Source organism: Streptomyces sp. NPDC002104 (assembly GCF_053593795.1).
Genome location: NZ_JBSFDF010000050.1, coordinates 1 through 13680 on the forward strand (window position 1 = coordinate 1; position 13680 = coordinate 13680).

At 73.3% G+C, this 13680-nt stretch carries 13 protein-coding genes; 12 read left to right on the top strand and 1 reads right to left on the bottom strand.

Annotated features, from left to right (window positions below):
- The first annotated feature begins 287 nt into the window (after nt 1-287).
- From ACWCP2_RS30725 to ACWCP2_RS30780, 12 genes are all read left to right on the top strand, one after another.
- Nucleotides 288-623, top strand: coding sequence for a (2Fe-2S)-binding protein (locus ACWCP2_RS30725; protein ID WP_450911827.1), 336 nt, complete (start codon nt 288-290; stop codon nt 621-623).
- The gene (locus tag ACWCP2_RS30730; RefSeq protein WP_450911828.1) at nt 604-2001 is read left to right on the top strand and encodes an FAD/NAD(P)-dependent oxidoreductase; all 1398 of its coding nucleotides are present in this window, start codon (nt 604-606) and stop codon (nt 1999-2001) included. Before ACWCP2_RS30725 ends, ACWCP2_RS30730 begins: the two co-directional genes overlap by 20 nt.
- Before the next feature lie 87 nt (nt 2002-2088).
- Nucleotides 2089-3018, top strand: a complete 930-nt coding sequence (locus ACWCP2_RS30735; protein ID WP_450911829.1) for a dihydrodipicolinate synthase family protein — start codon at nt 2089-2091, stop codon at nt 3016-3018.
- Nucleotides 3019-3070: 52 nt separating this feature from the next.
- The gene (locus ACWCP2_RS30740; protein ID WP_450911830.1) at nt 3071-4075 is read left to right on the top strand and encodes a proline racemase family protein; all 1005 of its coding nucleotides are present in this window, start codon (nt 3071-3073) and stop codon (nt 4073-4075) included.
- Nucleotides 4072-5103 (top strand): proline racemase family protein, encoded by a 1032-nt coding sequence (locus ACWCP2_RS30745; protein WP_450911831.1) that lies wholly within the window; start codon nt 4072-4074, stop codon nt 5101-5103. Before ACWCP2_RS30740 ends, ACWCP2_RS30745 begins: the two co-directional genes overlap by 4 nt.
- Before the next feature lie 23 nt (nt 5104-5126).
- On the top strand, nt 5127-6059 hold the full coding sequence (locus tag ACWCP2_RS30750) for an ornithine cyclodeaminase family protein (protein WP_450911870.1): 933 nt from the start codon (nt 5127-5129) through the stop codon (nt 6057-6059).
- 74 nt (nt 6060-6133) lie between these two features.
- Nucleotides 6134-6865: a GntR family transcriptional regulator gene (locus ACWCP2_RS30755; RefSeq protein ID WP_450911832.1), complete on the top strand. Its 732-nt coding sequence runs from the start codon at nt 6134-6136 to the stop codon at nt 6863-6865.
- Between the two features lie 228 nt (nt 6866-7093).
- Nucleotides 7094-8857, top strand: a complete 1764-nt coding sequence (locus ACWCP2_RS30760; RefSeq protein ID WP_450911833.1) for an ABC transporter substrate-binding protein — start codon at nt 7094-7096, stop codon at nt 8855-8857.
- A gap of 2 nt (nt 8858-8859) precedes the next feature.
- Nucleotides 8860-9825, top strand: coding sequence for an ABC transporter permease (locus tag ACWCP2_RS30765; protein ID WP_450911834.1), 966 nt, complete (start codon nt 8860-8862; stop codon nt 9823-9825).
- Entirely contained in the window at nt 9822-10808 is a 987-nt protein-coding gene (locus tag ACWCP2_RS30770; protein ID WP_450911835.1) for an ABC transporter permease, read from the top strand. Before ACWCP2_RS30765 ends, ACWCP2_RS30770 begins: the two co-directional genes overlap by 4 nt.
- A complete protein-coding gene (locus ACWCP2_RS30775) occupies nt 10808-11884 on the top strand; it encodes an ABC transporter ATP-binding protein (protein WP_450911836.1) in 1077 nt (358 codons plus the stop codon). Before ACWCP2_RS30770 ends, ACWCP2_RS30775 begins: the two co-directional genes overlap by 1 nt.
- Nucleotides 11881-12894: an ABC transporter ATP-binding protein gene (locus ACWCP2_RS30780; RefSeq protein WP_450911837.1), complete on the top strand. Its 1014-nt coding sequence runs from the start codon at nt 11881-11883 to the stop codon at nt 12892-12894. Before ACWCP2_RS30775 ends, ACWCP2_RS30780 begins: the two co-directional genes overlap by 4 nt.
- Before the next feature lie 96 nt (nt 12895-12990).
- On the opposite strand, the gene catA is transcribed toward ACWCP2_RS30780, so the two are convergent.
- A complete protein-coding gene (catA, locus tag ACWCP2_RS30785; RefSeq protein WP_450911838.1) occupies nt 12991-13650 on the bottom strand; it encodes a type A chloramphenicol O-acetyltransferase in 660 nt (219 codons plus the stop codon).
- Nucleotides 13651-13680: the final 30 nt, after the last annotated feature.

Consider the following 13680-nt stretch of genomic DNA (forward strand, 5'->3'; position numbering starts at 1 on the left):
GTGGTCCCAGCCTCCGGCCCCGGGGGTCTTGAGTACCGGCCGGGGTGTGTCTTTTCAGCCGTCCGGCGTTTGAGGACCGGGGTCTGGGGCGGAGCCCCAGGTCTTTGGGGGTCCGGGCGCAGCCCGGTGCCCCCCCCATTCAGCCTCGCCGGCGTTTGAGGCGCGGGTCAGGGCGGAGCCCTGGGAACGGTGGAAGGGCGGGTAGGGGAACTCCGCCCCGCAGGGCAACCGGGCACCGTGGTGCGGAGCCTGTCAGAGGGTCAGTGGAACTGAGGAGGTCGGAAGCGATGAGTGAAGCGACGAGGGGGCGGCGAAGGTCGCCCCGCGGGCTGGTGGGCGGCGCCCCCGTGGAGACGTGGAGCCTCCGCTTCGACGACCGCGAGCTCCCGGCCCAGTCCGGGCAGAGCATCGCCGCCGTCCTCTGGTCCGCCGGCATCCTCGCCTGGCGCACGACCCGTGCGACCGCCGCCCCCCGCGGAGCGTTCTGCGGGATCGGGAGCTGTTACGACTGCCTCGTCACCGTCAACGGCCGCCCGAACCAGCGCGCGTGCCTCGTGCCCGCCCGCCCGGGCGACCGCGTCACCACCCAGGAAGGGACCGGCCGTGACGACCTCGCCGTGTGATCTCGCCGTCGTCGGCGCCGGCCCCGCCGGCCTCGCCGCCGCGGTCACGGCCGCCGGGCTGGGCCTGCGCGTCGTCCTGCTCGACGCGGGGGAGCGGCCCGGCGGGCAGTACTTCCGTCACCCCGCGCCCGGACTCGGCGCGGCCCGTCCCGAGGCGCTGCATCACGGATGGCCGGACTTCGCCTCGCGCGAAGCCGCCCTGCGCGGTCATGTGGCGGCCGGCCGGATCACTCATCTGCCGCAGCACCACGTCTGGACGGTGGTCCCGGAGGGTCCCGGCTGGGTCCTGCACGCCGTCGTCGGCCCCGACGAGGATCCCGCCGCGGTCCGGGCCCGGGCCGTTCTGCTCGCCACCGGTGCCTACGAGCGTCAGCTCCCCTTCCCCGGCTGGACCCTGCCCGGGGTCGTCGGGGCCGGCGGGGCCCAGGCGATGCTCAAGGGCGGGCTCGTGCTTCCGGGCAGCCGGGTGGTCGTCGCCGGGAGCGGGCCCCTGCTGCTCGCCGTGGCCGGCTCGCTCGCCGCCGCCGGAGCGCGGGTTCCGGCGGTCGTGGAGGCGGCCGCGTACACCGGCTACGCCGCCCATGTCCCCGCCCTGCTCCGCAACCCCGGGAAGCTCGCCGAAGGCGCCACGTACGGCGGGGCGTTGCTCCGGCACGGGGTGCGCGTGCTCATCCGGCACGCCGTCACCGAGGCCCACGGCACGGACCGGGTCGAGGCCGTCACCGTGGCCCGTCTCGACCGTGACTGGCGCCCGGTCCCCGGCACGGGCCGCCGCATCCCCTGCGACGCCGTGGCCGTCGGCCACGGGCTCGTGCCCCAGCTGGAACTGGCCACCGGTATCGGCTGCGCCACCCGCCTGGGGCAGGACGCCACCGTCGCTCTGGAGGTGGACGCCGGGCAGCGCACCTCCGTCCCCGGGATCTGGTCCGCCGGGGAGACCTGCGGCATCGGGGGCGCCCAGCTCGCGCTGGCCGAGGGGGAGATCGCCGCCCACTCGGTCGCGGGCCGGCCGGTTCCCGCGCGCCTCGCCCGTACCCGTACGAGGCTGCGCGCCTTCGCCGCCGCGATGGCCGGCGCGCACCGCCCGGGCCCCGGCTGGACCGGCTGGCTGCGCGAGGACACCGACGTGTGCCGCTGCGAGGAGGTGCCGGCGGGCCGGATCCGGGAGGCCGTCGAAGACCTGGGGGCACGGGACGCCCGTACGGTCAAACTCCTCACCCGGGCCGGGATGGGCTGGTGCCAGGGCCGGATGTGCGGCCCGGCCGTGGCGGCCCTCGCGGGGACCGGTCCGGCGCCCGACCGCAGGCCGCTGTCGTGCCCGGTTCCGCTCCGGCACCTCGCCGCGCTTCCCCCCGAGCCCGCCCCCGAACTTCCCTGACGGGACCGCCGACAGGGCGGCCGCACCTCTTGTGGCCACGTCGTACGCACTAGTAAAATGTCACACATCACTCTAGGGAGCCTTCACATGACCCACGCGCACACCCCCGCGCCCGCCGGTTCGGACCCCCGCACCCGCCCCTGGCACGGCATCATGGTCGCCACCACGCTGCCCCTGCGGGAAGACCTGAGCGTCGACCACGACGCGTACGCCGAGCACGTGGCCTGGCTGATCGCGGGCGGCTGCGACGGCGTCGTCCCCAACGGCTCCCTCGGCGAGTACCAGACCCTCACCGACGAGGAGCGCGCCGCCGTCGTCCGTACCGCCGTCGAGGCCGCCGGTGACGGCGCCCGCGTGATGCCCGGAGTCGCCGCCTACGGCAGCGCCGAATCCCGCCGCTGGGCCGAGCAGGCCGCCGAGGCCGGCTGCGGATCCGTGCTCCTGCTGCCGCCGAACGCCTTCCGGGCCGACGCGGACGCCGTGCGCGCCCACTACGCCGAGGTCGCCCGGGCCGGCGTGCCCGTGGTCGCGTACAACAACCCCATCGACACCAAGGTGGACCTCGTCCCGTCCCTGCTGGCCCGGCTGCACGCCGACGGCTCCATCGTCGCCGTCAAGGAGTTCAGCGGAGACGTGCGGCGCGCCTATGAGATCGCCGAACTCGCCCCGGGACTCGACCTGTTGATCGGCGCGGACGATGTGCTGCTCGAACTGGCCCTGGCCGGCGCCGTCGGCTGGATCGCCGGCTACCCCAACGCGCTCCCGCAGGCCTGCGCCACCCTCTACCGCGCCGCCGTCGCGGGAGACCTCGACACCGCCCTGCCGCTCTACAAGTCCCTGCACTCCCTGCTGCGCTGGGACTCCAAGACCGAGTTCGTCCAGGCCATCAAGCTCTCCATGGACCTCGCCGGCCGTCCCGGCGGTCCCGCCCGCCCGCCCCGCTTCCCGCTCACCGGCGAGACCGAGGCCGGCGTCCGGGCCGCCACCGAGAAGGCGCTCGCCGAGGGCCTCAGGTAACCCAGCCGAAAAGTCCGAGAGCCCGAGAGTCCGAGAGTCCGAGGGGGACTTGATGCGCACCCGAAACGTCTACCACGCGGTGGACTCGCACACCGAGGGCATGCCCACCCGGGTGATCACCGGGGGAGTCGGGGTGGTCCCCGGCGCCACCATGGCCGACAAGCGGCTCCACTTCATCGAGCACCTGGACCACCTGCGGACCCTGCTCATGTACGAGCCGCGCGGCCACTCCGCGATGAGCGGCGCCATCCTGCAGCCCCCCACCCGCCCCGACGCCGACTTCGGCGTGCTCTACATCGAGGTGTCGGGCCTGCTCCCCATGTGCGGGCACGGTACCATCGGGGTCGCCACCGTCCTGGTCGAGACGGGCATGGTGCCGGTCGTCGAGCCGGTCACCACCGTCCGCCTCGACACCCCGGCCGGGCTCGTCAGCGTCGACGTCCGGGTCGAGGACGGGGCGGCCACCGCCGCCACCTTCACCAACGTTCCCGCCTTCTGCGTGGGCCTCGACCTCAAGGCCGAGGTCCCCGGACACGGCACGGTCACCTACGACCTCGCCTACGGCGGCAACTTCTACGCCTTCGTCGAACTCGACTCCCTCGGGCTCCCCTTCGACCAGGAGCGCGGGGACGACCTGCTCGCCGCCGGCCTGGCCCTCATGGAGGCGGTCAACGCCTCCCCGGACCGGCCCGTCCACCCGGAGAACCCCTCCATCGCCGGCCTCAAGCACGTCTACCTCGCCGCCCCCGGCTCCGACGCCCGCCGCTCCCGGCACGCGATGGCCATCCACCCCGGCTGGTTCGACCGCTCGCCGTGCGGTACGGGAACCAGCGCGCGCATGGCGCAACTGCACGCCCGCGGACTCCTGCCCCTGGACACGGACTTCGTCAACGAGTCCTTCATCGGCACCGAGTTCACCGGCCGCCTCATCGGCGAGACCACCGTGGGCGGCCGCCCGGCCCTCGTGCCCACCGTCACCGGCCGGGCCTGGATCACCGGCACCGCCCAGTACTTCCTCGACCCGTCCGACCCGTTCCCCGGAGGGTTCCTGCTGTGACCGTCGTACGCACCGTGGACTACCACACCGCCGGCGAGCCCTTCCGCATCGTCGACCTCACCTCCGGGGAAGCGCCGCCCGTGCCCGGGGACACCGTCGCCGAGCGCTGCGCCACCCTCATCGGACCGGGGGGATCGGGCACGGCCCCCCGGCGCGGCCCCCTGGACGAGGTGCGGCGGCTCCTCGTGCAGGAGCCGCGCGGGCACGCCGGGATGTACGGGGGCTTCGTGGTCCCGCCCGACGACGACGGGGCCCACTTCGGGGTGCTGTTCTGGCACAAGGACGGCTACTCCACCGCCTGCGGCCACGGCACCATGGCGCTCGGCGCCTGGGCCGTGGACACCGGCCGGGTCGCCGCCCCGGACGACGGGGACGTCCAGGTACGGATCGACGTGCCCTCGGGGCGGGTCGCCGCGACCGTGCACCGCGCGGCGGGCCGCACCACCGGGGTCACCTTCCGCAACGTCCCGGCCCGCGCCACCGCCCGCAAGGTGCCCGTCGCCACCACCCTCGGCATGGCCGAGGTGGACATCGCGCACGCCGGGGCCTGCTACGCCTCCCTGCCCGCCCGGGACCTCGGCCTCGACGTCACCACCGCCTCGCTGCCCGCGCTCGTGCGGGCGGGCAGGGAGATCCGGGCCGCCCTCGCCACCCACCCCGGCACCTGGCACCCGGACGGGCCCCTCCTCTCCGGGGTGTACGGGGTGACCCTGTACGAGGAGCTCCCCGACACCCCCTTCGGGCCGCACCAGCGCAACGTCACCGTCTTCGCCGACGGGCAGACCGACCGCTCGCCCTGCGGTTCCGGCACCTCGGCGCGGCTCGCCCTGCTGGCCGAGGACGGGCGGCTGGGGGAGGGGGAGGACCTGCTGCACGAGTCGGTCGTGGGCACGGTGTTCACCGGCCGCGTCGCCGCGCGGGGACCGGCCGGCGTGGTCACGGAGGTCACCGGTACGGCGTACCGCACGGGCGAGCACCTCTTCAGCGTGGACCCGCAGGACGCGCTCGGCACCGGGTTCCTGCTGTGATCCCCCAGCTGTCGGGCGCCGAGATGGCCGGGCTGCTGACCCCGGCCGCCGCCGCGGACGCGCTGGCCGGCGTCCTGCGGGCCGGGCTGGACCCGGAGGCCTGCCCGCCGCGCAGCGCCCTGCCGGTGCCCGGCGGCGGGGAGCTGCTGCTGATGCCGGCCGCCACGGGGGCCTACGCCGGCGTGAAGGTGGCCGGGGTGGCCCCGGGGAACCCGGCGCTCGGGCTGCCCCGGATCACCGGGTCCTACCTCCTCCTGGACGGGCCCACCCTGCGCCCCCTCGCCCTGCTCGACGGGGCGGCGCTGACCACCCTGCGCACCCCGGCCGTGTCGGCGCTCGCGCTGCGCCACCTGGCCCCGGCCGGGCGGCCGCTGCGGCTGCTGCTCTTCGGATCGGGTCCACAGGCGTACGGGCACCTCGACGCGGTGCACGCGCTGCGGCAGCTGGCGGAGGTGGTGGTCGTGGCCCGTGCGGGGTCCGCGGCGGGCGCCGCCGGCGCGGAGAAGCTGGCGGCGCACGCGCGGGGGCTGGGCGTGCCCGCCCGGCCGGGGGTGGCGGCGGAGGTGGCCGACGCCGATCTGGTGATCTGCTGCACCACCTCCCGCGAACCCCTCTTCGACGGGCGGCTGATCGCGCCGGGAGCCACCGTGGTCGCGGTCGGCTCGCACGAGCCGGACGCCCGCGAGGTGGACACGGCGCTGGTCCGGCGGGCGGCCGTCTACGTGGAGTCGCGGGCGGCGGCCCTGCGCGAGGCGGGGGACCTGCTGGTCCCGGAGGCGGAAGGGGCCATCGGCGCCGGTCATATCAGCGGCACCCTGGCCGACCTGGTCGCGGGCCGGATGCCGGGTGCGGGGACGGCGAGTTGTCCACAGCTCTTCAAGAGTGTGGGCATGGCCTGGGAAGATCTCGCTGTGGCGGTGGCCTTGTTCGAGGCCGCGGGGAGCGGTGTCCACTGAGGAGCGAGCGCAACGTGACATTGTACGCTGTTCCTCCGCACGCCACTGGTGTGAGCGGTCTCGGAGGAAATGCAATGGGTGACCTGAAGCAGCACAGTCTCATCAAGGCTCAGGAACGGCTCCGCGACCAGGTCGGCCACGCCCTGCGGGCAGCCCTGATAGCGGGTGAACTGCGCCCCGGGAGCGTCTACTCCGCGCCCGGCCTCGCGGCCGAACTCGGCGTCTCGGCCACCCCGGTGCGCGAGGCCATGCTCGACCTGGCCCGCGAGGGCCTGGTGGAACCGGTCCGCAACAAGGGCTTCCGCATCACGGAGGTCAGCGAGCGCGATCTGGACCAGTACACCGAGCTGCGCACGATGATCGAGGTCCCGACCATCGGCCGGATCACGAAGATCGCCACGCCCGAGGCCCTGGAGGCCCTGCGCCCCATCGCGCAGGAGATCGTCACCAGCGCGCGCGAGCACAACCTCATCGGCTACCTGGAGGCCGACCGCCGCTTCCACCTCACCCTCCTCGGCCTCTCGGGCAACGACCGCCTGGTCGAAACGGTCGGCGACCTGCGCAAGCGCTCCCGGCTGTACGGCCTGACGGGCCTGGACGAGGCCGGCAAGCTGGTCTCCTCCGCCGAGGAGCACCTCGAGCTCCTGGACCTGATGCTCAGCGGCGACGCGGAGGCGGCCGAAGCCTGCATGACCCGCCACCTGGGCCACGTCCGCTCCCTCTGGGCCCAGGGCCGCGACGAACCGGTGGGCCGCCCGAAGGGCCGCCTGGGCGCGAACACCGGCACCCTGGGCACGACGGGCTGACCGCCCGCGCCCGGCCTGGGCAAGGCCGGGGCTCAGCGGCCCCGGCCGGAGCGGCGGGGCCGGCTCGGCCGTGGCGCCGGCGGAGGTAGAACACCCAGTCGGCCGCCGGGATTTGGACACGGCTGGATAACGGTGGATCTCGCCGGGGTCCAACCCCTTGTCAGTACAATTTCACATTACTATGTTACCGGTCACATCGTAGAGCGCGGCCCTTCACTGGAGTGACCCATGACCAAGCGCACCCAACTCGCCCTCGCCACCGCCCTGGTGGCCGCACTCGCACTCGGCGCCTCGGGCTGCTCCGACCCCAAGAAGGGCTCCGCGTCAGGGGCCGGCTCAGGGGCCGGCGCCTCCAACCCCGCCTCCGCCAACGACGGGAAGATCCTCGGCGGCACCCCCGTCAAGGGCGGCACGCTCACCGTCCTGTCCAACCAGGACTTCGCCCACCTCGACCCCGCCCGCAACTGGGTCATGCCGACCATGGACTTCGGCACCCGCCTCCTCTACCGCACCCTGGTCACCTTCAAGGCCGAGCCGGGCACGGCGGGCAGCGAGCTCGTCCCCGACCTCGCCACCGACCTCGGGACCCCCTCCAACGGCGGCAGGACCTGGACCTTCACCCTGAAGGAGGGCGTGAAGTACGAGGACGGATCGCCCATCAAGGCCCAGGACATCAAGTACAACGTCGAGCGCTCCATGGCCCCCGACCTCACCGGCGGCCCCGACTACGCCGCCCAGTACCTCGCCGGCGCCGAGGGCTACAAGGGCCCGCTCCAGGGCAAGCACCTCGACTCCGTCAAGACCCCCGACGACCGCACGATCGTCTTCGAACTGAAGCGGCCCGTCGCCGAGTTCTCCGCCACCGCGACCCTCCCCACCTTCGCCCCGGTCCCCGCGTCACAGGAGAAGGGCACGCAGTACGACGCCCGCCCGTTCTCCTCCGGCCCGTACAGGATCGAGTCGTACGACCGCGACAAGAAGCTCGTCCTGGTCCGCAACGAGCACTGGGACGCGAAGACCGACACCGTGCGCAAGGCCTACCCGGACAAGTTCGTGGTCGTCATGGGCCTCAAGGGCGGCCAGATCGACGACCGGATCATCGCCGGGGAGGGCGCCGACGCCTCCTCCGTCCAGTGGTCCGACATGCGGCCCGAGAGCGCCCCCAAGGTGCTGCCCAAGCCGGAGATCAAGTCGCGGCTGCTGGCCGAGTCCCAGGGCTGTACCGAGATGCTCCAGATGAACAACTCCCGCGCCCCCTTCGACGACCCGAAGGTCCGCGAGGCACTCCAGTACGCCGTCGACAAGGAGGCCGTGGTCACCGCGGGCGGCGGCCCGGCGCTCAACGAGGTCGCCACCGCCTACCTGCCGCCCGCCCTCTCCGGCGGCAAGCAGGCCGACACCCTGAAGATCGCACCGGCCGGCGACCCCGCCAAGGCCAAGGAACTCCTCAAGGCCGCGGGCAAGGAGACCCTGAAGGTCACCCTGGCCGTCTCCACCGGCGACAAGGGCAAGGCCGAGGCCGTCCAGCAGGGACTGGCCCGCGCGGGCGTCGAGGTCGTCATCGACACCGTCGACCCGGGCGCCTACTACGACGTCATCGGCGACACCACCACCGCCCCCGACCTCGTCCTGTCCGGCTGGTGCCCCGACTACCCCTCCGGCTCCACCTTCCTCCCCTTCGTCTTCGACGGCCGCACCATCAAGGCCAAGGGCAACTCGGGCAACTACTCCCAGTTCAAGGACGACGCGACGATCAAGCGCATCGACGAGATCAACGCCATGGCCGACGCCAAGCAGGCCAACCAGGCCTGGATCGACCTCGACGCCGAGATCATGAAGAAGTCCCCGGCCGTCCCCGTCCTGCTGGAACGCAAGCCGCTGCTCGTCGGCACCAACATCGCCGGAGCCTTCGGCCACCCCGTCTGGGTCGGCCAGCTCGACTACGCCACCATCGGCCTCAAGGACCCGGCCAAGAGCCAGGGCCAGGGCTGAAGATGACCGCCGCCAGCGCCGTCCCGCCCGCACCGGCGACGGACGCGGCGGCGGCCAAGGAGATCCCTCCCGGCAGCAGCCCCTGGCAGCTCGCCCGGCGGGAACTCCGCCGCCGCCCCGCCGTCCGCGTCAGTCTCTGCGTCGTCCTGCTCTTCGTCCTGATGGCCGCCACCGCCCCCTGGCTGGGCGCGCTGGGCGGCTGGTCCCCGGACGAGTTCGACAAGTCCGCCATCGACCCCTACCTCGGCGGCCAGCCGCTGGGCTCCTTCGGCGGGATCAGCCCCGACCACTGGCTCGGCGTGGAACCCGTCAGCGGCCGCGACCTGTTCGCCCGCGTCGTCCACGGCGCCCAGGTCTCGCTGCTCATCGCCTTCACCGCCACCGCCATCGTGGTCGTGGCGGGCACCGCCGCCGGAATCGCCGCCGGCTACTTCGGCGGCCGCACCGACGCCGTCCTGTCCCGGCTGATGGACCTGACGATGTCCTTCCCGTCCCTCATCTTCATGATCGCGATGCTGTCGGTGGCCAAGGACGTCAACCGCATCGTCCTCATGACCGTCGTCATCGGCGTGTTCGGCTGGCCCGGCGTCGCCCGCGTCGTCCGCGGCCAGGCCCTCTCCCTCAAACACCGCGAGTACGTGGACGCCGCCCGCGTCGGCGGGGCGAGCTCCTGGCGGATCCTGACCCGCGACATCCTGCCGGGGGTCTCCGGTCCGGTCATCGCCTACACCACCCTGCTCATCCCCGGCATGATCAGCACCGAGGCCGCGCTCAGCTACCTCGGCGTGGGCGTGCGCCCGCCCACCCCCTCCTGGGGCCAGATGATCGCCGAGTCCGTGGCCTTCTACGAGACCGACCCCATGTACTTCGTCATCCCCAGCCTCTTCCTCTTCCTCGCGGTCCTCGCCTTCACCCTGCTCGGCGACGCCCTGCGCGACATCCTCGATCCGAGGGGCGGCCGGACGTGATCCTCTACCTCGCGCGCCGGCTGCTCGCCCTGGCCGGCGTCCTCCTGGCCATCGCCGCCGTCACCTTCCTCATCTTCTACGTGCTCCCCTCCGACCCGGCCGCGGCCGCCTGCGGCAAGACCTGCAGCGCCGAGCGGCTGGCCGACGTACGCGCGTACCTCGGCCTCGACCGGCCGCTGTGGCGGCAGTTCGGCGATTTCCTCACCGGGATCTTCACCGGACGCACCCTCGGCACCGGCCAGTACGCCGTCCAGTGCGACTTCCCCTGCCTGGGCTACTCCTACGAGAACTCCCTGCCCGTGTGGGACCTGCTGATGGACCGGCTCCCGGTCTCCGCCTCCCTCGCCGTCGGCGCCGCCGCCCTCTGGCTCGTCCTCGGCCTCGGCGCGGGAGTCACCGCCGCCCTGCGCAAGGACACGGCCACCGACAAGGCCCTCATGGTCGGCGCGGTCGCCGCCGCCTCCCTGCCCGTCTACTTCACCTCCGTGATGCTCATCTACGGAGTCATCCGCATCGCCGGGCTCCTGCCCTACCCCACCTACCAGGCCTTCACCGACAACCCGCTCGCCTGGGCGAGCAACCTGCTCCTGCCCTGGACCGCGCTCGCCCTGCTCTACGCCGCCATGTACGCACGCCAGAGCCGCGGTTCGATGATCGAAGCGATGGCCGAGCCGTACATCCGCACCGCCCGCGCCAAGGGAATGCCCGAGCGCACCGTCGTGGTGAAACACGGACTGCGCTCCGGGATGACCCCGATCCTCACCCTCTTCGGCATGGACCTCGGTGGCCTGCTCGCCGGCGCCGTCATCACCGAGTCCATCTTCGGACTCCCGGGCATCGGGCGGCTGTTCTACGGGGCCCTGGTCAGCTCGGACCAGCCCGTGGTGCTCGGAGTCACCCTGCTGGCCGCCTTCTTCATCGTCGTCGCGAACCTCGCCGTCGACCTCCTGTACGCCGTCGTCGACCCGAGGGTGAGGTACTGATGGCTCCGTCTCCCGAAGCGCCACCGCTGCTCCAAGTCCGGGACCTGCACGTCATCTTCACCACCCCGCGCGGCACGGTGCGCGCCGTCGATTCCCTCGGCTTCACCGTCGAGGCCGGCCGCACGCTCGGCATCGTCGGAGAGTCCGGCTCGGGCAAGTCCGTCACCTCCCTCGCCGTCATGGGCCTGCACCGGGGCGCCGAGATCGGCGGCTCCATCGCCCTGGAGGGACAGGAGCTGACCACCAAGTCCGAGAAGGAGCTCTCCACGCTGCGCGGCCGCAAGATGGCCATGATCTTCCAGGACCCGCTGTCCAGCCTGCACCCCTACTACACGGTCGGCGAGCAGATCGCCGAGCACTTCCGGGTCCACTTCCGGGCCGGCCGGGCCGCCGCGAAACGCCGCGCCGTCGACATGCTCGGCGAGGTCGGCATCCCCGAACCCGCCCGCCGGGCGGGGGAGTACCCGCACCAGTACTCCGGCGGCATGCGCCAGCGCGCGATGATCGCCATGGCACTGGCCTGCGAGCCCGACCTGCTCATCGCCGACGAGCCCACCACCGCCCTCGACGTCACCGTGCAGGCCCAGATCCTGGAGCTGATCGCCGGGCTCCAGCAGGAGCGCGGACTCGGCGTCGTCATGATCACCCACGATCTGGGCGTGGTCGCCCGGGTCGCCCACGAGGTGCTCGTCATGTACGGCGGCCGGGCAGCCGAACAGGCCCCGGTGGACGCCCTGTTCGCAGACCCGGCGCACCCGTACACCCGCGGGCTCCTGGACTCCCTGCCCCGCCTGGACGACGCCGACGACGCGCCCCTGCGCGCCATCCCCGGCTCCCCGCCCTCCCTGCTCGCCCCCGCCCCCGGCTGCGCCTTCGCCCCGCGCTGCGGGGTCGCCGCCGCGGGCGGGGAGGCGGAGGGGGAGCGCTGCCGGACCGAGCGGCCCGAACTCGCGGCGTACGGGTCCGGCCGAAAGGCGGCGTGCCACTTCGCCGGCGGCGCGATCCCGTCCGCCGCGGGCCCGCCGGGGCCGCGGGCCACACCCGGCGAGAACGCTGCCCAGGGGGTGTCCCGATGAGCGGGACAGCGGCCCCGGCGCGGGGCCCCGCCATGGCGGCCCGAGAGGAACAACCTCTCCTGCGCGTGCGCGAGCTCACCATGACCTTCCCCGGCAAACGCACCGCGACCGGACGCCGGGGGGCGCCCGTGCGCGCCGTCGACGGAGTCTCCTTCGACCTGGAGCCGGGCCGGACCCTGGGCCTCGTGGGGGAGTCGGGCTGCGGGAAGTCCACCACCGGGCGGATGCTCGTCCGGCTGCTGGAACCGACTTCCGGAAGCGTGGAGTTCGACGGCACGGACATCAGCCGGCTCTCCCAGCGCGCCCTGCGCCCGCTGCGCCGCGACCTCCAGATGGTCTTCCAGGACCCGCATTCCTCCCTCAACCCCCGCCAGACGGTGGCCCGGATCATCTCCGACCCCCTGCTGGTGCGGGGGTCGGGCGCGGCGGACGCCCGCCGCCGGGCCGCCGGCCTGATGGAGCTCGTCGGGCTGATCCCGGAGCACATCGACCGCTATCCGCACGAGTTCTCCGGCGGTCAGGCCCAGCGCATCGGCATCGCCCGGTCGCTCGCCACCAACCCCCGGCTGATCGTCGCCGACGAACCGGTCTCGGCGCTCGACGTCTCCGTGCAGGCACAGATCGTCAACCTGATGGAGCGGCTGCGCGCCGAACTGGGCCTGGCCTACGTGTTCATCGCGCACGACCTCTCGGTCGTCAAACGGGTCAGCGACCGGGTCGCCGTCATGTACCTCGGCCGGATCGTGGAAATGGGCGACAAGAAGTCGCTCTACGAGAACCCCCAGCACCCGTACACCAGGGCGCTGTTGTCCGCCGTCCCGCTGCCCGACCCGGCGGCGGAACGGCGGCGCGAGCGGATCGTGCTGCTCGGCGACCCGCCGAGTCCGGCCGCCCCGCCCCCGGGCTGCACCTTCCACCCCAGGTGCCCCGTGGCGCAGGAGATCTGCCGCACCGAACGGCCGCTGCTGCGGACGGTCGCCTCCCGCGAGGTGGCCTGCCACCTGGCCTAGGCCGTCTCTTTCGGATCTAGCCGCGCACGCCCGGGGGACCGGCGGGGAACCCGGGTACGGGGGAGGGCCCCGGAGCGACGATCTCGCTCCGGGGCCCTACTCCACCCAGGCCGGGTCGTCGAAGAGGGCCTGCACCTCGCCGACCAGGCGCGCCGTGTGGAATCCGTCCGCGGCGGCGTGGTGCACCTGGACGGCGAGGGGGAGCAGGGTGCGGCCGTCCCGCTCGGTGTACCGGCCGAAGGTGAAGATCGGCGCCAGGTGGTCCCAGCCGTCGCCGATGGTGAGGTTGAACCCGGTGAAGGAGGCCCAGGGCAGGCTCGACACGTCGAACGCGTTGGCCGGAGGCTCCCCTTGGGGGAAGAACTCCGTGGCGCGACCGTGTTCCGCCAGCAGCGGGGCGGCGGCGTCGTGGAAGGCGCCGAAGTCGGGGTCGTGGGGTGCCCATACGTTCGCGAATGTCTCGCGTTCCGGGTTGAAGATGGTGAAGGCCGGGTGCACGACGGGCCAGACGGCCGGGTCGCCCGAGGCGGTCAGGCACATCCTGAACTCCTCGTGCCGGTTGACGACCGTCGAGAGCGCCCAGATCTGGGCGGGGTAGGTCTTGCGCCGCGAGGCGCGCAGCGCCGCCGCGAAGGCGGTGGCGTCGAGCTCCACCGTCATCGAGTACGTGCACGGAACGCGCCGGCGGTAGTGCTCGAAGTGCTGCCGGCGCGGCCACGTGTCGAGGTCGATCGGAATCGGAAGGGGAGCAGGCATCGGGCCAGCCTGGCAGAGGGGCCGGTGCCC